The organism is Rhodococcus kronopolitis (assembly GCF_042654025.1).
Lineage (GTDB): Bacteria > Actinomycetota > Actinomycetes > Mycobacteriales > Mycobacteriaceae > Rhodococcus_G > Rhodococcus_G kronopolitis.
Window position 1 is genome coordinate 132,666 of the sequence record NZ_JBHSFO010000003.1, and the last position, 18,715, is coordinate 151,380.

Sequence of the window (18,715 nt, forward strand, 5' to 3'; positions counted from 1 at the left end):
GAAAAGTGCTGGACACACGTCCAAGACGGTCATGGTAGAGAACTCGGGGTGGCCCCGGACGGCTTTCGGTCGAATCGGACGAGCCCCCACGCCCACAGCGCCGCCCAGAGCGCACCGAGCGCCCACCCGGCGAGGACGTCGGTGAGCCAGTGCGCGGCCAGGTACACGCGGGAGAGTCCGATCGTCAGTGTCCACGCTGCCAGCAGCACGAACACCCAGGGGGTACGCCACCTGCGGTCGGCGACCCGCACGATCACCACCGCGACCACGCAGACCAGGATCGCCGACATCATGGCGTGCCCGGAGGGGAAGGAGTGCGTCGTCTCGTCCACCAATCGCTCGGGGAACGGCGGCCGCGCCCGGCCGACGACCAGTTTGAGTCCGGACATCGCCAGCAGGCCGGTGAGCATCGCGCCGGACACCATGACCGCCAGCGCCGGACGCCTGCGTACCAGCAGCGCGACGGTGACAGCCGCCGCGATCGCCCACGACGCCACGGTCCCGCCGAGATTCGTGACGACCAGGAAGACGTCGGTCAGCCAGGGCGTCCGCACGTCCAGCATCCAGCCGAGCACTCTCTCGTCGAGGTCCATCCGATGATCATGGCATCGCGGCCGGACACCACCCGACTCCCGAACCGCGCCGATTCGCCGCACGGTTCGGCAGGGAGAGGTGGCAGCTCCGACGAACGGCTAGCGACCGCCCGGCGTCACGCCGCGGGTGTTCCAGTGCGCCACCGCATCCCGGTCGACCCAACGGGGCACCTCGACGTCGGCCTGGACCGCGCCGCTCAACCGGACGGTGAGTCGCTCGTGCACCACCACCGAGCCCTCCGGCAGCGGCAGGCCGGTCGCGACGTGGGCGAGCACCGCGTCGGGCTCCCGGTCCCAGGTGCTGACGCGCCCCGCGCCGAGCACCTCCGCCTGCACGGCCTCCGACGCGAGCGGCAGGTCCAGCAACTCGGCCAGCGCCTCGGCATCGGCCAGGTCGCCGACCACCAGGCGGTCGAGCGGGATCGCGGCCGCGAACCACTCCCGGTCCAGCACCACCGCGTCCGCAGGATCGGCCACCGCCCCCGACATCGCGCGCACCCCGGTCGGCGGCGAGAGGGCGTCCAGGTCGAGGGCTCCCGACGCCGTCGCCGACGCCAGCAACCGGTGCACGCGGATCACCACGGCCGGGCCGGGGGCCCGCTCCGGATCGGCCAGCCGGTCGAGCAGCAGGGCCGCCGTCGCCACCGAGTCCACCCGGTCCGCCGCCAACGCCCCGCTCAGCGCGGCGGCATCCGGGTGGTCGAGCACGTCCAGCAGTCCCTCGTAGGTGCGGTCGTCGGGCGAGCGCAGCGCGCCGAGCGGGACGCCATCGACCCGCGCGTGCCGCCGCAGCCACCAGGCCGTGTAGCCGTCCCGGTCCGCGAGCAGTGCCCGGGTGGCGGGCTCGGCGGCCAGCAGGCTCAGCGCCGCCGGCCACGCCGCCTCGGCGACCAGGTCCAGGTCGCGGACCGCGAGCAGCTCCTCCGGGTCGTCGGTGAGCGTCGCCCACCAGGCGGCCTCGTCGTCGAGGTCCTGGTCGGGACCGGTCGGCAGCTCCGCGCGCAGCACCGTGAATCCCCAACCCACGCCGATCGCCGTCAACGCGGGCGCGCCGTGCCGCTCGACCAGATCCGCCGCGACCGTGGCGAACGGAGCGTCGTCGGCCAGCACCGCGGCCAGCGGAGCGCCGGGCAGCAGCAGTTCGTCCGCGCCGTGCAGCGCGCCGTCCGAGTCGGGCAGCAGCAGTTCGCCAAGCCAGCCCGGCAGCGTCCCCTGACCGGCGGCGGTCGCCGCGAGTGAGAGCACCGCATCCGCGAGTTCCGTTGCGGCGAAGGCGTCCTCGTAGTCGGTGTCCTCGATGGCCGCGCGCAGCGCCGGGTCGGTGAGGACCTCCAGCGCGCCCGCGGCGCTCGCCCCGAGCCGGGCCAGCAGCGGATCGGCGGCGGCGGGGTGCACCAGCCGGACCCAGTCGACGCCGCGCACGTCCAGGCCGAGGTCGTGGCCGAGCACCACCGTGCGCGGACCGGTCACCGTCCGGCCGTCGGCCAGCGGCACCGGGATCGCGGCCAGTTCCTCCACCGCGACCGAGTCCACCACGAGCGGGTCCAGCGCGGCGTACAGCCGGCCCCACCAGTCCGGCTCCCGGTGGATCCCGGACAGCTGCTCGGCCAGGCGGGCCAGGCCGATCCGGTGCACGCCCGCCGCGGACAGCGCCTGCGCACCGCGCGGGCCGGACAGCTCGGCGACCAGCAATCCGGGCACCACCTCGCCCAGCAGCTCGGCCAGCTCCTCGGACAGCCCCGGCAGCACGGACGCGGACGTCGGTGCCAGCAGCTCGCCCGTGACGCCGGCCAGCCACCGATGGGTGGTGAGCTCGCGCAGCAGCGACTCGCGCAACACCGCGTCCACCTCGCCACGGGCGAACCCGGGCACCGGCACCATCGCCAACCGCTGCGAAACCGGCAGCGCGGCAACGAAGTCTGCATATCCCTCGACGAGGTGGGCGACGGTCACACCGGGCAGCAGGCGGCGCCGGTCCGGCTGCAGTGTGGTCTGCGCGATCAGGATCGCGGGCAGCGACAGCTCCTCGTCGGAGCGGGTGGGTGCGCGCAACACGTCGGCGCCGACGGGCCGGACCCGGCCGCCCTCGACCGGGACCAGCCAGCGCGCGGCCGCGGTGGCGAACTGCCACCAGGTGCGTTCGCCCACCGTCACCTCGACGAGCCCGTCGCCCAGGTCCCGTTCGGACCGGGAGAACTCCCGGACGTCAACCCAGATCGTCTCCAGCGCAGGAAGTTCCAACAACAGGTCGGCGGCCTCGTCGGCCAGCCGGGCAACCAGGCCCGGACCGTCGACCTCCGGCCGCAGCGTCAGCACCACCTCGGTGTCGTACCCGGCGACGGGCTGCTCATCCGTGGGCCACGGCAACCGGAGTACCGGAACCCCGACGGCGGGCGCCGCGAGGCCGGCGGCGTCGAGCTCCGCCCGGGTGCGGGACGCGGAGAACAGCACCGATCCCGCGGTCGAACGCAGCTCGATCTCCTCGGCCACCGCCAGTACCGCGGTGAAGCCGACACCGAAGCGGCCGACACCGACGGCCGGATCGGTCTTGCCCGAGACTCGCAATGCCGAAAGTGCCTGCAGCCCGGTCGCGTCGAGCGCCGAACCGACGTTCGCCACCCGCAGCCGCGCACCGTCGAGCCAGACCCGCAGCCGACCGGGAACCCCGGCCCGCGCCGCGGCGTCCGCGGCATTCTGCGCGAGTTCGGTGAGCAGGCGGTCGCGATAGCCGGCGCTGACCAGGTCGGACTCGGTGGCCGCGTCCTCCCTGAGCCTGGTCGGCGAGGAGGTCCACGCCAGCAGTGCGGCCGCCCGCAGCGCGTCCGCGCCGAGGGGGTCGCCCGCCGTCAGTCCGTCGATGCCGGGTCTTCCTCGACGACGACCACGGGCGCCGGCAGGGCCACGACCTCCACCGCGCCGTCGTCGTAGGCCTCGAACTGCGCGCTACCGGCACCGGTCGGAAGTTCGGTGTCCGAGTGGGCGCCGCAGCCGTACTCGGCGTACACCACGTGTCCGTCCGCGGCCAGCTCGTTGCCGCACACCCCGAACGCCACCCGCAGCGAACCGGCCAGCGGCAGGTAGAACCCGCACATCTCACAGGTGGACGGCGCGGCCTTGGCCATCTCGGAGTCCGGGCCGTACTCACCGGTGCGCCACCGTTCGGCGGCCTCCAGACGGCCCTCCAGGCTCAGCACCTGCTTGCGGCCGAGCCCCACCTCGAGGGCCAGGTCGTCGACCACCGGATCACCGGTCGCCACGTAGCCCGGCACCAGCCGGACGTCGTCGACGCGCGGCGGCAGCAGGCCGCCGGGCGTGAGGTCACCGGCGCGGATCCGCTCGTCCCACGGCAGCCAGTCCGGCGCGATCAACGCGTCCGGCCCTGGGAGCAGGGCCAACTCGCTCACGGTGACGTGGTCGGAGTCCGGCACGGCGGCCAGCACCACCGCCCACTGCCAGCCGCGGTACCCCGGCAGCCGGGCGTCGAATCGGTGGGTCGCGGCGCTCTCGTCCTCGAACGTGACGCCGAGATGTGCCCCGACCTCACCCTCGCCGAGTTCGACCAGGGCCGCACGGGCCAGCTCGACGGCTTCGGCCAGAACGGGGCGCACGGGGGCAAGCTCGGGGGCAGGCTGGGGACTCACGGCGTCCATTTTGCCGTATCGCAGCAAATCAGGAGCAGGTCGGGCTGACATGCTGTCCCCATGACCCGGCACCGTCCCCTCTCCGCCGCCCTTGCGGCGGCCGTCCTGGCCCTGTCCGGCTGCGCCGCGGACCCCTCGCCGACGGCGACCGACGGCGTCGAACGGCTCCGGGTGGAGGTGCTGCGGACCCTGCCGCACGACCCCACCGCGTTCACCCAGGGGCTCGAGATCGCAGGCGACGAACTGCTCGAGGGCACCGGGCTGAGCGGCCGGTCGTACCTCAGCGCACGCGACCTCGACACCGGCGTCGAACGTGTCCGGGTGCCGCTGCCCGCGCCGCTGTTCGGCGAGGGCGTCACGGTCGCGGGCGACACCGTCTGGCAGCTCACCTGGCGGGACGGCATCGCCGTCGCGCACGAGAAGGACACCCTCGCCGAACGCCTGCGCGTGCGCTACGACGGCGAGGGCTGGGGACTGTGCGCGCAGCCCGACCGACTGGTGATGAGCGACGGCACCGACACCCTGACCTTCCGCGACCCGGTCAGCTTCGACGCCCGCGGGTCGGTGCCGGTCACCCGGGACGGCGCGCCGCAGTCGATGCTCAACGAGCTCGAATGTGCCAGCGACGGAAGCGTGTACGCCAACGTGTGGCAGACCGACGAGATCGTGCGGATCGACCCGGAGACCGGGCGTGTCACCGCCGTGATCGACGCCGCCGGCCTGCTCACCGAGGACGAACGCCGGTCCGCGGACGTGCTCAACGGCATCGCGCAGCTGCCCGGCACCGACCGGTTCCTGGTCACCGGCAAGTTCTTCCCGCACATGTTCGAGGTGCGGTTCGTGCCGTGACGCGCACACCCGCGGGGCGCGTGGCCCACCGGCGGTGTTCTAGGACAGAATTGAAACGTGACCGGACCTCGCCCGCCCCACAACCCCGACGGGGACCTGCCGACCGGCGAGCACGGCCGGCCGGAGGAGCACCCCGGGTTCGCCAACTACCCACCGACGGCACGGGTGTCCGGGCGCCGTAGGCCGCTGCCGCCGCTGCACCCGGTCGACCGGGACCGTGTCGAGCGGGGCCGAGCCGACGACAAGCCCACCGAGGCGGTCCGGAAGCCGGCGGCAGGCGCACCGAAGCCGCCGCCGATCCCGCGAAAGCTCACCATCACCCGGGTGGCCGCGATGCGCAGCCGGGAGCTGACGAACCGTGGCATCGCCACCTTCCATCGCGCCGCCAAGGCCGACGGCGCCGACAAGTCCGGGCTCACCGCCCTGACGTACGCGGTGATGGCGAACTTCGCCACCGATGCCACGGTCGCGGTCGCCCTGGCGAACACGCTGTTCTTCTCGGCGGCGACCGGCGAGGACAAGACCAAGGTCGCGTTGTACCTGCTGATCACGATCGCGCCGTTCGCGGTGGTCGCCCCACTGATCGGTCCGATGCTCGACCGCCTCCAGCACGGCCGGCGGGTGGCGTTGGCGGCCTCCTTCGCGCTGCGCACGGTGCTCGCGGTGCTGCTGGTCTTCAACTTCGACAGTTGGGCGCTGTACCCGGCCGCGCTGGGGATGCTGGTGCTCAGCAAGTCGTTCTCGGTGCTCAAGAGCGCGGTGACACCGCGGGTCCTGCCGCCGGAGATCGACCTGGTGCGGGTGAACTCCCGGCTGACAGTGTTCGGCCTGATCGGCGGCACCATCGGGGCCGGCGCGCTGGCCGGACTGATCGCCATCGCCACCGGCTCGACCGGGGTGCTGTGGTTCACCGCGATCATCACCGCGCTCGGCGCCTACCTGAGCATGCGCATCCCGGCCTGGGTGGAGGTCACCGAGGGCGAGGTGCCGGCCACCCTGACCTACCACGGGGACAACGCGGACACCGAGGTGATCGGGCCGGACCGCAAGACGACGGTCAAGGCCAGCAAGCGCCGACAACCGCTGGGCCGCACCGTCATCACCGGGCTCTGGGGCAACAGCACCATCCGCGTGATGACCGGCTTCCTCACCCTCTACATCGCGTTCGTCGCCAAGTCCCGGACCGGGCACGAACCGCTCGAGCAGGCCGCGATGCTCGGACTGGTCGGCGCCGCCGCCGGCATCGGCAACTTCGCCGGCAACGCGGCCGGTGCCCGGATCAAGCTCGGCCGACCCACCGTGGTGGTGCTGCGGTGCACCGCCGCGGTCACCGCCGTCGCGATCCTCGTCGCGCTCACCGACAGCCTGCTCACCGCCGCACTGGCCGCGCTGGTCGCGTCGGGCGCCAGTGCGCTGGCGAAGGTCTCGCTGGACGCGTCCCTGCAGGACGACCTGCCGGAGGAGTCGATCGCATCGGGCTTCGGCCGCTCGGAGACGGTGCTGCAGCTGAGCTGGGTGGTCGGCGGCGCGCTCGGGATCCTGCTGCCCACGCAGTTCTGGATCGGGTTCAGCGTGGTCTCGGTCGTGCTGGCCCTCGGCCTGGCCCAGACCGTCCTCAGCTACCGTGGTTCGTCGCTGTTCCCCGGGCTCGGCGGTAAACGCCCCGACGTGGCCAACCAGGAGATCGCCAAGCCGATCTCGACCACCGACTGACGACCAACCAGAAACGGAACCCAATGACTCTGCAAGCCCGGACGAAGAAGACCATTGCGGCACTCTCGGTGGCCGCACTGGTGGTCGCCGGCGGCCTCGCCGCCGTGGTCACCGTGCTGGTCAAGAACGCCCCGGAGACCCTGCCGACGGTCACCGCGTACGCGCACTACGAGACCGTCGAAGCCCAGGCAGGCGTGTGCGACGCCGACCTCGCGTGCGCGGGGCTCGAGGTCGCGACGCTGAGCGTGCCTGAGGGCCAGCCGCTGCAGCTGTCGCTGCCCAAGGACGTCTCGGGCTCCGACTGGCGACTGAACGTGCAGATCGGCAACCCCGAGACCGGCGAGGTGTTCAGCGGGTTCCGCGACTACACACCGGGCGAGGCGTCGGCCGTGACGGTGCCGTCCGGCGAGAACGAGCAGATCCTCGGCGTGATCATCCAGCTCCCGACCAACGGCGGCCTCGCCCCGGTGTGGGCGATCCAGACCTACTAGGCGTCGAGCTCTCGCGCGACGGCGCGCACGACCTCGGAGATCCGCTGCGCGGTCTTGCGGTCGGGGTACTTGCCCCGGCGCAGGTCCGGCTGCACCTTGGCCTCGAGCAGGGTGATCATGTCCTCGACCATCCCGTGCAGCTCGTCGGGGCTGTGCTTGCGGGCGGAATCGTCCCGGCGGGTACCGCCGCCCTGTCGCACGGTGGGCGCCGGGGCGAGCACGGTCACGCTCAGCGCCTGCGGCCCCCGGCGGCCGGAGGCCATCCCGAACTCCACCCGCTGACCCGGCTTCAGGGCCTCCACGCCCTCGGGCAGCGCGTCGGACCGGACGTAGACGTCCTCGCCCGAGTCCTGGGCGAGGAACCCGAAGCCCTTCTCCGCGTCGTACCACTTCACCTTGCCGGTAGGCACTGCGTTCACCTGCTCATCCACATATAAAGGAACGCGCCCCACGGATGCGGGACGCGACGCGCGCAGTCTACCCCGCGCGCCCGCGGGCAACTTTGCGGTTGACAGGCGATACCGTTGGACTGTGGCCAGTCAATCGTCCTCCCGCGACACCGCACTCCTGCGTGTCGCGCTCGTCCTCTTCTTCGTCGGAGTGATCGCGGTGATCGCGGCGTACGTCGTCTTCGCGCTCGGTCACGAGCCGCCGCTGTCGCTGTACCTCACCGCGATCGCCTGCCCGGTCGGGCTGGTGCTCGCCATCGTCTTCGCACTGCGGTCCGGGCGTCGCGTCCGAGAGGGAGAATGACCATGCGGATCCTTCTGAACATCATCTGGCTGCTCTTCGGCGGACTGTGGCTGGCCCTGGGGTACTTCGTGGCCGGGGTGATCTGCTGCATCCTCATCATCACCATCCCGTTCGGCATCGCGTCGTTCCGGATCGGGGTGTACGCGCTCTGGCCGTTCGGCAAGACGGTGGTCGCCAAGCCGACCTCCGGGCTGGGCTCGCTGATCGGCAACGTGATCTGGCTGCTGGTGGCCGGCATCTGGCTTGCCATCGGGCACATCGTCAGCGCGATCGCGATGGCCATCACGATCATCGGCATCCCGCTGGCCGTCGCCAACCTGAAGATGGTGCCGATCTCGCTGATGCCACTGGGCAAGGAGATCGTCGACGTGGGCGCGGTCGGCGTCCAGCAGGGCGGCGCCCCGGCATGACCGCTCCCGCACCCGCACCCAGTTTCACACCGGAGGCGGGGCGGACGCTCCCCCGCTCGCCGCTGTTCACCGGTGTCCTGGCCGCGCTCGCCTTGGCGGTCGTCGTTGCGCACGACCGCCTGGTCCCGCTCGGCTACCCCCTCTGGGGCCTGTTCAGCAACGGGCTGGACCTGCTGGTGTACCGCAGCGGCGGCGCCACCGTGCTCGGGCCGCAGGGCCTCTACGACCATGCGCTGCACGGCGGCATGTGGTTCACCTACCCGCCGTTCTCCGCGGTGCTGTTCGCGCCGCTCAGCGCCGCCAGTGCCAACCTGGCGAGCCTGCTCGGCTACCTCGCCAACTTCGTCGCCCTCTACCTGGTGGTGCTGCTGTGCTGGCGGCAACTCGGCTACCGGACGGGTCGGCACCTGTACGTGGTGAGCGCCCTGCTCACGGTGATCTTCAGCTGGCTCGAGCCGGTCCGCACCACCATCTGGCTCGGCCAGATCAATCTGCTGCTGATGCTGCTGGTCGTCTGGGACCTGGGCCGCCCGGAGGGCAGCCGGCTGCGGGGCTTCGGCGTCGGCATCGCCACCGGGATCAAGCTGACGCCGGGACTGTTCCTGGTACAGCTTGCGATCACCCGACAGTGGCGCGCGGCGACCGTCGCGGTCGGGACCCTGCTGGCGACGATCGCCGTCGGGTTCGTGGTGATCTTCTCCGACTCCTGGGACTACTGGACCGGCGTGATCGTGCACTCCACCCGGATCGGCGAGACGGCCTGGCCTGCCAACCAGTCCGCCGCCGGGGTGCTGGCACGCTGGCTGCACGTCGACGAGCCACCGCGCCTGCTGTGGCTGGCCCTGGCGGCGGCACTGACGGTGCTCGGCCTCGGGGCGTCCTACCTCGCCCACCGGCACGGGCAAGCCCTGCTCTCGATCACCCTGTGCGGCTTGACGAGCAGCGCGGTGTCCCCGTTCTCGTGGGGCCACCACTGGGTGTGGTTCGTGCCCCTGCTGGTCCTCGCCGTGGACCGGGCGGTGCGCCGTGGCCGGGCGGTCGACTGGCTGCTGCCGGTGCTGCTCGCGCTGCCGCTGCTGAGCTGGAATCACCGGTTCGACGACGGCGTGTACGCGGTGGGACTGTTCATGATTCCGACCTCCCCGGCGCTGGCACCGCTCTTCGCGGCGGTCTACCCGCTCACGTTCGTCGCGGTCGCCATCGCCGTGGTTGTCACGTTCCGGCGCGTCCCCGCCACAGAACCCGCAGGTCAGACCCGGGAAATTCTGTGATCTATCTCACATAACGACCAAATCACGGGAGGGTCTCGGAACCGCAGCGAGCCGATGACCTGCACGAACGGGCGAATTAATGGCCAAAACACCGAAGTCCCGCCGCGTTTCGTAACAGATGACGCACTGGCGTGATCCACGTACGGTCAGCAGCGGCCGGAAGTTCGGCCAGATCAGGTCCGCCGCGCCAAACCTCGTCCAGCGGACCAGATTCCAACGGAATTACCCAGGGACGAGGACGGGGGACCCAATGTCCCCAGCGGACACCGGAGGATGCGCAAGCGTCCTTCTTGGGGTGAAGCCAGACCCGCACCAATCCAGGAGCGGCGAGGCCGGGCGACCTCTCAGCCCGAACCCGACAGCTGACCTCGCAGGCGCGTGAGGAGAGGATGCTTTCATGACCGCTGGACGTCACCGCAAACAGACCAACACCCGTCGTACCGCCGCCAAGGTTGTCGTCACCGGCGCGGTCCTCGGAGCGGCCGGTGTGGCTTTCGCAGCCCCGGCCACCGCGGCACCCGACTCCGACTGGGACCGGCTCGCGCAGTGTGAGGCCGGCGGCAACTGGGGCATCAACACCGGCAACGGCTACCACGGCGGACTCCAGTTCTCCCCGAGCACCTGGAACGCCCACGGTGGCGGCCAGTACGCCGCGACCGCCAACCAGGCCAGCCGCGAACAGCAGATCGCGGTCGCCGAGAAGGTGCTCGCCAACCAGGGCTGGGGCGCATGGCCGTCCTGCTCCTCGAGCCTCGGCCTGAACAGCGGCGCCACCGTCCGCACCGCTCCGGCCGCCAAGACCGTCACCGTCAAGGCTGCCCCGGCGCCCGTCGCCGCCCCGGCCGCCGTCGTCACCCCGGCGCAGACCGACCCGGCCACCACCGCCGTGTTCGAGAGCCTCGACAGCATCCTGGCCACGGCCAAGGCGCACGGCATCGTGCTCGACCCGCAGGTCGAGGCCATCTTCAAGGATGCCAAGACCAAGGGCCTGACCGTCGACCCGCAGATCGCCCAGCTCGTCGCCGCCGGCGCGGACCTGCTGCCGAAGTAGCCACACCCCCTCACGCGAAGAAGGGCCCCGCACCTCACGGTGCGGGGCCCTTCTCGGTCTTCGGTGTCGCCGTCAGCGGTTCACGACGGTGTGCGGGTGGGTGTAGGGCAGTTCCGAGACCGGGAGCGGGAACTCGGTGTCCTCTCCGAACGGGGAGAGCCCCCCGGAACGGGTCGACGAGAGCTCCGTGACGGCATGGTCGCCGTCCTGGATCTCCGCCGCCGGCCAGCCTGGATCAACGTATCGCTTGCTCGAATTGTTAGCCACGAGGTCATTTTGACAGGAGGCCGCGTCCCCGTACAGCCCAGGTATCTAATCTGGTAGGCGATGACCGACACCCTGGCCTCCTGGCTGACCGCCCGCACCGACTCCGAGCTGGCCGATCTGCTGCGCCTGCGGCCCGACCTCGCGGTCCCGCCGCCGGCCAACCTGACGGTGCTCGCCGCCCGCACCGAGCAGCGGGCGTCGGTGCTGCGCGCGGCCGACGACCTGACCGTGCTCGAACTGACCGTCATCGGGTTCCTCTCGGACCTGGGCGGGCGCGAGCGCGGGGTGACCCGCGCGGCGCTCACCGAGGCCGTCGCGGGCCGTGCCCCGGTGCGCGCCGTCGACAAGGCCCTGAAGGTGCTGCGCGAGCGCGCCCTGGTGTGGGGCACGAAGACGCTGCGGGTCACCCCCGCCGCCCAGGACGCCGTCACCTGGCGGATCGACGCGCCGCGGGACGGGCTCACCGCCGCGCAGATCGAGACCGCACTGGCCGAGGTCACCGACGTCGAACGCCGGCTGTTGACCACGCTCGCCACCAGTTCGCCGATCGGCCGCACCCGCGACGCCGCGCCGGGCACCGACCCCGAACGGCCGGTCCAGCGGTTGCTCGCGCGGCGGCTGCTGAACTGGCTGGACGAGCAGACCGTGGAACTGCCGCACCAGGTGGGCCAGGCGCTGCGCGGGGAGACGGTCATCGACCCGACCGCACTGATCCCGCCGCCGATCCACACCACCGCGTTGAAGGTCGCCGACGTCAACGCCGCCGCAGGCGGCGAGGTGCTCGAACTGGTGCGGCACTGCGAGGACCTGATCGCCGCCCTCGGCGAACAGCCCGCCACGACGCTCAAGGCCGGCGGGCTCGGCGTCCGGGAGACGAAGCGGCTGGCGAAGGCCGTCGGCGTCGACGAGCCGCGGGTGACCCTGCTCCTCGAGATCCTGGCCGGGGCGGGGCTGATCGGCAGCGGGACACCGGAACCGCTCCCCGCCGCCGACACCGGGGACGACTACTGGGCCCCGACCGGCGCGGCGGACTCCTGGACCGGCACCGCCACCGCCCAGCGCTGGCACCTGCTCGCACAGACCTGGCTGGACCTGCCGCGACGGCCCTGGCTGATCGGCATGCGCGACGAGCACGACAAGCCCATCGCGGCGCTCTCGGAGGAGGTCCGCGCCACCAGCGCCCCGCGCGACCGCCGGTTCGTGCTCGGGCTGCTCGCCGAGCTGGGCTCCGGGCACGGTGCGAGCGCGACCGAGGTGGTGGCGACGGTGGCGTGGCGTCGGCCACGGTGGTCGGCACGGCTGCGCGCCGACGCGGTGCGCCACGTCCTCGCCGAGGCCGCGGCCGTGGGGCTGGTCGGCCGCGACGCGCTGAGCTCCGCCGGGCGCAGCCTGTTGCACGACGCCCCGGCCGAGTCCGCGATCGCGGAGATCACCGCGAGCCTGCCCGCGCCCATCGACTACGTGCTGGTCCAGGCGGACCTCACGGTGGTAGCGCCTGGACCGCTGACCCCGGAGCTGCGCGAGCAGGTCTCCCTCGTGGCGGACCTCGAGTCGGCGGGCACCGCCACCACGTACCGGATCAGCGAGGCCAGCGTCCGGCGTGCCCTCGACGCCGGGCTGGGCGCCTCGCAACTGCACACCCTCTTCGCGACCCGCTCCCGGACCGCGGTCCCGCAGTCGCTGACCTACCTGATCGACGACGTCGCCCGGCGGCACGGGCAGCTCCGCGCCGGGATGGCCTCGTCCTTCCTGCGGTGCGAGGACCCGGCGCTGCTCGCGGAGGTACTGGCCTCCCCCGTCGCCGAGTCGCTGGCGCTGCGCGCGTTGGCGCCGACCGTCGCCGTCTCCCAGGCGCCGCTGGCCGAGGTGCTCGACCAGCTGCGCGCCGCCGGCTTCGCCCCCGCCGGGGAGGACGCCGCGGGCGCGGTGGTGGACCTGCGGTCACGGGGGGCCCGGGTGCTGCGGCGACGGCCCCGTCCGGCACCGCGGATGCCCGCCGTGCCCACCCCCGAGCAGCTGGACACCCTGGTGCGCCAGCTCCGGGCCGGCGAACGGGCCGCGACGGCGCCCCGCGGCGACGCCGTCCTCGCGGACGGCAGCAGGGCGAGCAGCGCGGCCACGATGGCGCTGCTGCAGCTGGCCGTCCGGACCTCGCGGAGCGTGTCCATCGGGTACGTGGACGCGCAGGGCACCGCGTCCGAACGGATCGTGGAGCCGGTCAGCGTCGGCGGCGGCCAACTCGACGCCTTCGACTCGGCGGAGGGCGCGGTCCGACGGTTCACGCTGCACCGGATCACCTCGGTGAGCCTGTCCGGCTGACCATTTTCGGGCGACTGGCCTTTCCTGCGAAATGAAGTATGGTCTCGGGCAAGTGATTGCCACTTCGTATTTCAGGAGAGACAATGGCCGAACGCAACCCCGGCGGAAGAACGGCGAAGAAGAAACCCGCGCAGACCCTCAAGGAAAAGCGGGCGGAAAAACGCGAGAAGTCGATCGAGTCCACGGAATTCATCCGGAAACGGAAAAGCCGCTGACGATGACCTCGCACACCGGCGCCCTCGAGGCGCTGTACGACCGGTTCGCCGACGCCGGAAACCTCACCGCCAAGATCTACGTCCTGGACGAGCAGGCCAAGCAGTCGGGCTTCCCCGCACTCCACCCCCGAAGGACCGACACCGTGAAACGGACACTGCTCGCCCTGGACCAGATTCAGGGACGACTGGAGAACGAACTCGACACGATCACCGGGCACGATGAACGGCAATCCGGATATCGTGCCGGAATTTCCGAGGCACTGGTCCAGGTGATGGACACGAGGAAATCCCTCACCGCGCAGCGGTAGATTCGCAGAAAAGGGAGGATTTACCGCATCGGCGGCAAATCCTCCCTTTTCTGTGGCGAAATTCGCGGTCGGCGGCACCGGACGGACGACGCCACCGTGGCACCGATCCCGCAGGGCGTTGACCGTGCGTCGGGAGCCGACCTCCGCGGACGGATCCGGTTCGCGAAAGTGCGCCCTCGACCGAACGTGGACAATGGGGTGGTTACGACCGCACCAAGGAGGACGCGTGACCGACGGACCCCTGATCGTCCAGTCCGACAAGACCCTGCTCCTCGAGGTCGACCACGAGTTGGCCGGCCAGGCCAGGCAGGCCATCGCCCCGTTCGCCGAGCTCGAACGCGCGCCCGAGCACGTCCACACCTACCGGGTCACCCCGCTGGCGTTGTGGAACGCCAGGGCGGCCGGACACGACGCCGAGCAGGTGGTCGACGCGCTCGTCACGTACTCCCGGTTCGCGGTACCGCAGCCGCTGCTCGTCGACGTCGTCGACACCATGGCCCGGTACGGCCGGCTGCAGCTGGTCAAGAGCCCCGCCCACGGCCTGACGCTGGTCAGCCTGGACCGCGCCGTGCTCACCGAGGTGATGCGCCACAAGAAGATCGCGCCGATGCTCGGCGCGATGGTGGACCCGGACACCGTCGTCGTGCACCCGTCCGAGCGCGGGCACCTCAAGCAGATGCTGCTCAAGATCGGCTGGCCGGCCGAGGACCTGGCCGGGTACGTGGACGGCGAGGCGCACCCGATCGAGCTGGATTTCGAGGCGGGCCACTGGGAACTGCGCGACTACCAGCAGATGGCGACCGACTCGTTCTGGGCGGGCGGCTCGGGCGTGGTGGTGCTGCCCTGCGGCGCAGGCAAGACGATGGTCGGCGCGGCCGCGATGGCCAAGGCCAAGGCGACGACGCTGATCCTGGTCACCAACACCGTCGCCGGCCGGCAGTGGAAGCGGGAGCTGATCGCGCGCACCTCCCTCACCGAGGACGAGATCGGCGAGTACTCCGGCGAGCGCAAGGAGATCCGTCCGGTCACCATCGCCACCTACCAGGTGATCACCCGCCGCACCAAGGGTGAGTACAAGCACCTCGAGCTGTTCGACTCCCGGGACTGGGGCCTGGTGATCTACGACGAGGTGCACCTGCTGCCTGCACCGGTGTTCCGGATGACCGCGGACCTGCAGTCGCGACGCCGTCTCGGACTGACCGCGACGCTGGTGCGCGAGGACGGCCGCGAGGGCGACGTGTTCTCGCTGATCGGTCCCAAGCGGTACGACGCCCCGTGGAAGGACATCGAGGCCCAGGGCTGGATCGCGCCGGCCGAGTGCATCGAGGTCCGGGTGACGATGACCGACGCGGAGCGGATGGCCTACGCCGTGGCCGAACCGGAGGAGCGCTACAAGCTCTGCTCGACGGCACACACCAAGATCGCGGTGGTGAAGTCGATCCTGGCCAAGCACCCCGATTCCCCGACGCTGGTGATCGGCGCCTACCTGGACCAGCTCGACGAACTCGGCGAGGCCCTGAACGCGCCGGTCATCAAGGGCTCGACCAAGAACAAGGAACGCGAGATCCTCTTCGACCAGTTCCGCAACGGCGAGATCCCGACGCTGGTGGTGAGCAAGGTGGCGAACTTCTCGATCGACCTGCCCGAGGCCTCGGTCGCGGTGCAGGTGTCCGGGACGTTCGGCTCCCGGCAGGAGGAGGCCCAGCGCCTCGGCCGGCTGCTGCGTCCCAAGCACGACGGCGGCCAGGCGCACTTCTACTCGGTGGTCTCGCGGGACACCCTCGACGCCGAGTACGCCGCGCACCGGCAGCGTTTCCTCGCCGAGCAGGGCTACGCGTACCGGATCACCGACGCGGACGACCTGCTCGGACCGGCGATCGGGTAGGCCTTGTCATCGGGTAGAAATAGGACCGTGCGCAGCTTCGAGTTCCCTGTCGACAGGTCCCACGCCCACTCGGTGAACGAGACGTTCGCGGACGTCCGCCGCCTGCGCGCCGCATCGATCGTCACCGCGCTGCTGTTCGCGGGGCTGGCGGCATGGCTGTTCCTGCTGGCCCATCCGTGGTCGTACATCCTCGGCACGGTGATCGCGCTGGTCGCGGCGACCTCGCTCTGGATGGCGTTCTGGGCGCCGCGGAAGGTCGGGACCGTCGAGGACATGTACGCCAAGGGCGCGCTGGTGCCTGCGGTGGTGGCCGAGGTCCGGCCGCGCGGGGCCACCCTGCTCGCGCTCGTCGACGTCGCCAAGCCGTCCGCCGACCGCCCGCACTACGTGCTGGTCACCCGCAGCGTTCGCTCGCTGCCCGGCCACTCGATCGACCGCGTCGGCGAGCGGGTGCCATCGGTCGCGGTGCTCGCGGACCGCAACACCAGGTCGACGGCCGATACCTGGCAGATGGTCAGCCCGATGCCGATCGCGTGGGGCACCGCGGACGCGCGGGTGCTGCGGCGCGCGACCGACTCGATCGGCGGCGAGGAGTGGAACCTGCTCGCCAAGTCCATCCCGCTGGCCCCCAAGGTGCTGGCCGCGGAGAACCAGCAGCTGCCGGTGGCACCCGGCGACCTGCCCGGCTACCTGCTCGACTGAGCGGACTCACCACGGCCTCGACCGGCGCGTTCACCGCAGCGCGGGGATGACCTCGCGTTCGAACAGCTCGATGCCGGAGGTGTCGTATGCCGCCTCCGGGAAGTAGCAGATCGCGTAGTCGAGACCCTGCTCGCGCAGCGCGCCGAGGTTCTCGACGATCTGCTCGGGCGTGCCGACCGCGGGCATGCCGGTGAATGCGGCCATCGACGCCTCCGCCAGGTCCTCGCCCACGTAGCGGGCCATCCGGTCCTTCGTCTGCGCGAGCCGGGCGTCGACGTCGGCCTGCGTCGCCCCGATCGCGACGTTGTAGTTCGCCGAGCGCACGATGGCGTCGAAGTCGGTGCCGACGGCCGCGCAGTGCTCACGCAGCACCGCAGACTTGTGCGTGAAGCCCTCCGGGGTGCCGTCGAAGTTGGTGTACTGCGCGTACTTCGCCGCGATCTTCAGCGTGACCTTCTCCCCGCCGCCGGCGATCCACAGCGGCGGTCCGCCGTCCTGCAGCGGCAGCGGCCGGCAGATCGCGCCGTCCACCTGGTAGTGCCTGCCGTCGAGGGTCGCCGACCCGGTGCGCCACGCCTGCTGCAGGATCTGCACGCCCTCGTCCAGGCGGGCCAGCCGCTCGCCTGCCCGCGGGAAGCCGTAGCCGTAGGCGCGCCACTCGTGCTCGTACCAGCCGGCGCCGATGCCCATCTCGATGCGGCCACCGGAGATGAGGTCCGCGGTCGCGGCGATCTTCGCGAGGTAGGCCGGGTTGCGGTAGCTCATCGCCGTGCACATCTGCCCGAGCCGGATCTGCGAGGTCACCGCGGCCAGCGCCGACATCAGCGACCAGGCCTCGTGGGTGGCCTCCTGTGTGGGCGCGGGCACCGTGTGGAAGTGGTCGTACACCCACGCCGACTCCCACGGCCCCGCCTCCGCCCGCAGGGTCAGCCCCTTCATCACCTGCCAGTGGTCGGCGGGCTCGATGCCCACCAGGTCCAGCCGCCAGCCCTGAGGTACGAACATCCCGAATCGCATCGGTCGAGCCTACGACCGTCTGCCCCCGGCCGGGCGGACGAACTCGCCCCACCGACCCCGACCGTGATGCAGGATGCTCGGCAGGACGACGACTCGACCGAGCGGAAGAGGGCCCACACCATGCGGAGCACGCTGATCGACACCGCACTCGAGCGCGCCACTCGCGCCGCCGCCCGGACGGCCGGGGCACTGCCGCACCGGGTGCAACGACTGCTCGCCGGCCGGCCGATCCGGGTCGACGGCCACGAACTCGACGTCGAGATCCAGCTGATGCTGCGCATGCTGACGCTGCTCCCGCACTCCGACTACGCGTCGCAACCGGTCGCGACCTCCCGGGCCCAGATCGACGCGGAGGCCCGGTTGGTCGCCGCGCCGCCGATCCCGATGGAGTCGGTCCGGGACCTGACCGTGCCGGGACCGGCTGGCCCGATCCCGGCCCGGCTCTACCGGCCGAAGGGCCTGACTCCGCGGGCCCCGGCGGTTGTCTACTTCCACGGCGGCGGGTTCGCCCTGGGCGGCCTCGACAGCCACGACACCGTCTGCCGGTTCCTCGCCGCGCACGCCGAGGTGGCGGTGCTGGCCGTCGACTACCGGCTGGCACCGGAGCACCCGTACCCGGCTGCCGTCGAGGACGGTCTGGCCGCCTTCCGTCATGTCGCCATGAACGCGGCCGAACTGGGCATCGACCCCGACCGGATCGCCGTCGCCGGGGACAGCGCCGGCGGCAATCTCGCCGCGGTGCTCGCCCAGGTGACCGCGGCCGACGGCGGACCACGACCGGCGTTCCAGCTGCTGTTCTTCCCGTGGGTCGACATGTCCACCAAGCGCCGGTCCCACGAGTTGTTCTCGACCGGGTACTTCCTCACCGACGCGCAGATGGACTGGTACGTCGAGCAGTACCTGCCCGACCACGACGGACGCACCGACCCGATGGCCTCCCCGCTGCTGGCCGACGACCTGACCGGGCTGCCGCCGGCGTACATCGCGGTCGCGGGATTCGACGTGCTCCGCGACGAGGGACAGGCGTACGCGCAGCGGTTGCGGGAGGCCGGCGTCGCCGCGACGCTGCGCACCCATCACGGACTGGTGCACGCCTTCGTCAACATGACCGGCTACGGCAGCGCCGGCACGCACGCGCTGCGCGAGGCCGTCGGCGCGTTGCGGGTGGGGCTCTCCCGCGACACGGCACCGTCCGTGCGGGCCGGGGTCCCGCAGGCACCGGTCTCGTAG

Annotated in this window: 19 protein-coding genes and 1 riboswitch; of the genes, 13 read left to right on the forward strand and 6 right to left on the reverse strand. The window is 71.6% G+C overall.

Features of this window, described 5'->3' with window-relative positions:
* Positions 1 to 29: 29 nt before the first annotated feature.
* From ACFO6S_RS07205 to ACFO6S_RS07215, 3 genes are all read right to left on the reverse strand, one after another.
* On the reverse strand, positions 30 to 593 hold the full coding sequence (locus ACFO6S_RS07205) for a phosphatase PAP2 family protein (protein ID WP_378415481.1): 564 nt from the start codon (positions 591 to 593) through the stop codon (positions 30 to 32).
* Between the two features lie 99 nt (positions 594 to 692).
* Positions 693 to 3,443 carry a sacsin N-terminal ATP-binding-like domain-containing protein gene (locus ACFO6S_RS07210; protein WP_378416104.1) on the reverse strand — a complete coding sequence of 917 codons (2,751 nt, stop codon included), beginning with the start codon at positions 3,441 to 3,443 and terminating at the stop codon, positions 693 to 695.
* Positions 3,440 to 4,243 carry a DUF3027 domain-containing protein gene (locus ACFO6S_RS07215; RefSeq protein ID WP_378415483.1) on the reverse strand — a complete coding sequence of 268 codons (804 nt, stop codon included), beginning with the start codon at positions 4,241 to 4,243 and terminating at the stop codon, positions 3,440 to 3,442. Before ACFO6S_RS07215 ends, ACFO6S_RS07210 begins: the two co-directional genes overlap by 4 nt.
* A gap of 51 nt (positions 4,244 to 4,294) precedes the next feature.
* On the opposite strand from ACFO6S_RS07215, the gene ACFO6S_RS07220 reads away from it, so the two are divergent.
* From ACFO6S_RS07220 to ACFO6S_RS07230, 3 genes are read left to right on the forward strand one after another with little or no spacing between them, the layout of a single operon-like run.
* Complete coding sequence (locus ACFO6S_RS07220; protein WP_378415485.1) at positions 4,295 to 5,083, forward strand: glutaminyl-peptide cyclotransferase; 789 nt, start codon at positions 4,295 to 4,297, stop codon at positions 5,081 to 5,083.
* Positions 5,084 to 5,140: 57 nt separating this feature from the next.
* On the forward strand, positions 5,141 to 6,796 hold the full coding sequence (locus ACFO6S_RS07225; protein ID WP_378415487.1) for an MFS transporter: 1,656 nt from the start codon (positions 5,141 to 5,143) through the stop codon (positions 6,794 to 6,796).
* A gap of 23 nt (positions 6,797 to 6,819) precedes the next feature.
* Entirely contained in the window at positions 6,820 to 7,287 is a 468-nt protein-coding gene (locus ACFO6S_RS07230) for a DUF2771 family protein (protein ID WP_378415489.1), read from the forward strand.
* Here the strand turns inward: ACFO6S_RS07230 and ACFO6S_RS07235 are convergent.
* Entirely contained in the window at positions 7,284 to 7,697 is a 414-nt protein-coding gene (locus ACFO6S_RS07235) for a cold-shock protein (RefSeq protein ID WP_378416106.1), read from the reverse strand. The two genes, ACFO6S_RS07230 and ACFO6S_RS07235, sit on opposite strands and share 4 nt — an antisense overlap.
* 121 nt (positions 7,698 to 7,818) lie before the next feature.
* Here ACFO6S_RS07235 and ACFO6S_RS07240 point away from each other — a divergent pair, with 121 nt between their 5' ends.
* The 4 genes from ACFO6S_RS07240 (at position 7,819) to ACFO6S_RS07255 (ending at position 10,772) form a co-directional block, all read left to right on the forward strand.
* Complete coding sequence (locus ACFO6S_RS07240; RefSeq protein WP_378415491.1) at positions 7,819 to 8,040, forward strand: hypothetical protein; 222 nt, start codon at positions 7,819 to 7,821, stop codon at positions 8,038 to 8,040.
* Positions 8,041 to 8,042: 2 nt separating this feature from the next.
* Positions 8,043 to 8,450: a YccF domain-containing protein gene (locus ACFO6S_RS07245; RefSeq protein WP_378415493.1), complete on the forward strand. Its 408-nt coding sequence runs from the start codon at positions 8,043 to 8,045 to the stop codon at positions 8,448 to 8,450.
* Entirely contained in the window at positions 8,447 to 9,721 is a 1,275-nt protein-coding gene (locus tag ACFO6S_RS07250; RefSeq protein ID WP_378415496.1) for a glycosyltransferase 87 family protein, read from the forward strand. Before ACFO6S_RS07245 ends, ACFO6S_RS07250 begins: the two co-directional genes overlap by 4 nt.
* Positions 9,722 to 9,934: 213 nt before the next feature.
* A riboswitch (cyclic di-AMP (ydaO/yuaA leader) is annotated at positions 9,935 to 10,114 on the forward strand.
* Between the two features lie 4 nt (positions 10,115 to 10,118).
* Positions 10,119 to 10,772 (forward strand): transglycosylase family protein, encoded by a 654-nt coding sequence (locus ACFO6S_RS07255; RefSeq protein ID WP_378415498.1) that lies wholly within the window; start codon positions 10,119 to 10,121, stop codon positions 10,770 to 10,772.
* A 72-nt stretch (positions 10,773 to 10,844) separates the two neighbouring features.
* Here the strand turns inward: ACFO6S_RS07255 and ACFO6S_RS07260 are convergent, their stop codons facing one another.
* A complete protein-coding gene (locus tag ACFO6S_RS07260) occupies positions 10,845 to 11,039 on the reverse strand; it encodes a hypothetical protein (RefSeq protein ID WP_378415500.1) in 195 nt (64 codons plus the stop codon).
* Between the two features lie 60 nt (positions 11,040 to 11,099).
* Between ACFO6S_RS07260 and ACFO6S_RS07265 the strand changes: the two genes are divergently transcribed.
* From ACFO6S_RS07265 to ACFO6S_RS07285, 5 genes are all read left to right on the forward strand, one after another.
* Complete coding sequence (locus tag ACFO6S_RS07265) at positions 11,100 to 13,358, forward strand: helicase-associated domain-containing protein (RefSeq protein ID WP_378415501.1); 2,259 nt, start codon at positions 11,100 to 11,102, stop codon at positions 13,356 to 13,358.
* A gap of 83 nt (positions 13,359 to 13,441) precedes the next feature.
* Positions 13,442 to 13,573 carry a hypothetical protein gene (locus ACFO6S_RS07270; RefSeq protein ID WP_378415503.1) on the forward strand — a complete coding sequence of 44 codons (132 nt, stop codon included), beginning with the start codon at positions 13,442 to 13,444 and terminating at the stop codon, positions 13,571 to 13,573.
* Between the two features lie 2 nt (positions 13,574 to 13,575).
* The gene (locus ACFO6S_RS07275) at positions 13,576 to 13,881 is read left to right on the forward strand and encodes a hypothetical protein (protein WP_378415505.1); all 306 of its coding nucleotides are present in this window, start codon (positions 13,576 to 13,578) and stop codon (positions 13,879 to 13,881) included.
* A gap of 226 nt (positions 13,882 to 14,107) precedes the next feature.
* A complete protein-coding gene (locus ACFO6S_RS07280) occupies positions 14,108 to 15,766 on the forward strand; it encodes a DNA repair helicase XPB (protein ID WP_378415507.1) in 1,659 nt (552 codons plus the stop codon).
* Positions 15,767 to 15,793: 27 nt separating this feature from the next.
* Positions 15,794 to 16,468 (forward strand): DUF3239 domain-containing protein, encoded by a 675-nt coding sequence (locus tag ACFO6S_RS07285; RefSeq protein WP_378415509.1) that lies wholly within the window; start codon positions 15,794 to 15,796, stop codon positions 16,466 to 16,468.
* A gap of 30 nt (positions 16,469 to 16,498) precedes the next feature.
* On the opposite strand, the gene ACFO6S_RS07290 is transcribed toward ACFO6S_RS07285, so the two are convergent.
* Positions 16,499 to 17,485, reverse strand: a complete 987-nt coding sequence (locus ACFO6S_RS07290) for an LLM class F420-dependent oxidoreductase (RefSeq protein WP_378415511.1) — start codon at positions 17,483 to 17,485, stop codon at positions 16,499 to 16,501.
* A gap of 120 nt (positions 17,486 to 17,605) precedes the next feature.
* Here ACFO6S_RS07290 and ACFO6S_RS07295 point away from each other — a divergent pair, with 120 nt between their 5' ends.
* A complete protein-coding gene (locus ACFO6S_RS07295; protein ID WP_378415513.1) occupies positions 17,606 to 18,715 on the forward strand; it encodes an alpha/beta hydrolase in 1,110 nt (369 codons plus the stop codon).

Coding starts and splice junctions, on each gene's coding strand:
- ACFO6S_RS07245 (WP_378415493.1), top strand. CDS start 8,043: ATGCGGATCCTTCTGAACATCATCTGGCTGCTCTTCGGCGGACTGTGG.
- ACFO6S_RS07265 (WP_378415501.1), top strand. CDS start 11,100: ATGACCGACACCCTGGCCTCCTGGCTGACCGCCCGCACCGACTCCGAG.
- ACFO6S_RS07275 (WP_378415505.1), top strand. CDS start 13,576: ATGACCTCGCACACCGGCGCCCTCGAGGCGCTGTACGACCGGTTCGCC.
- ACFO6S_RS07250 (WP_378415496.1), top strand. CDS start 8,447: ATGACCGCTCCCGCACCCGCACCCAGTTTCACACCGGAGGCGGGGCGG.
- ACFO6S_RS07215 (WP_378415483.1), bottom strand. CDS start 4,243: ATGGACGCCGTGAGTCCCCAGCCTGCCCCCGAGCTTGCCCCCGTGCGC.
- ACFO6S_RS07295 (WP_378415513.1), top strand. CDS start 17,606: ATGCGGAGCACGCTGATCGACACCGCACTCGAGCGCGCCACTCGCGCC.
- ACFO6S_RS07270 (WP_378415503.1), top strand. CDS start 13,442: ATGGCCGAACGCAACCCCGGCGGAAGAACGGCGAAGAAGAAACCCGCG.
- ACFO6S_RS07255 (WP_378415498.1), top strand. CDS start 10,119: ATGACCGCTGGACGTCACCGCAAACAGACCAACACCCGTCGTACCGCC.
- ACFO6S_RS07290 (WP_378415511.1), bottom strand. CDS start 17,485: ATGCGATTCGGGATGTTCGTACCTCAGGGCTGGCGGCTGGACCTGGTG.
- ACFO6S_RS07220 (WP_378415485.1), top strand. CDS start 4,295: ATGACCCGGCACCGTCCCCTCTCCGCCGCCCTTGCGGCGGCCGTCCTG.
- ACFO6S_RS07205 (WP_378415481.1), bottom strand. CDS start 593: ATGGACCTCGACGAGAGAGTGCTCGGCTGGATGCTGGACGTGCGGACG.
- ACFO6S_RS07230 (WP_378415489.1), top strand. CDS start 6,820: ATGACTCTGCAAGCCCGGACGAAGAAGACCATTGCGGCACTCTCGGTG.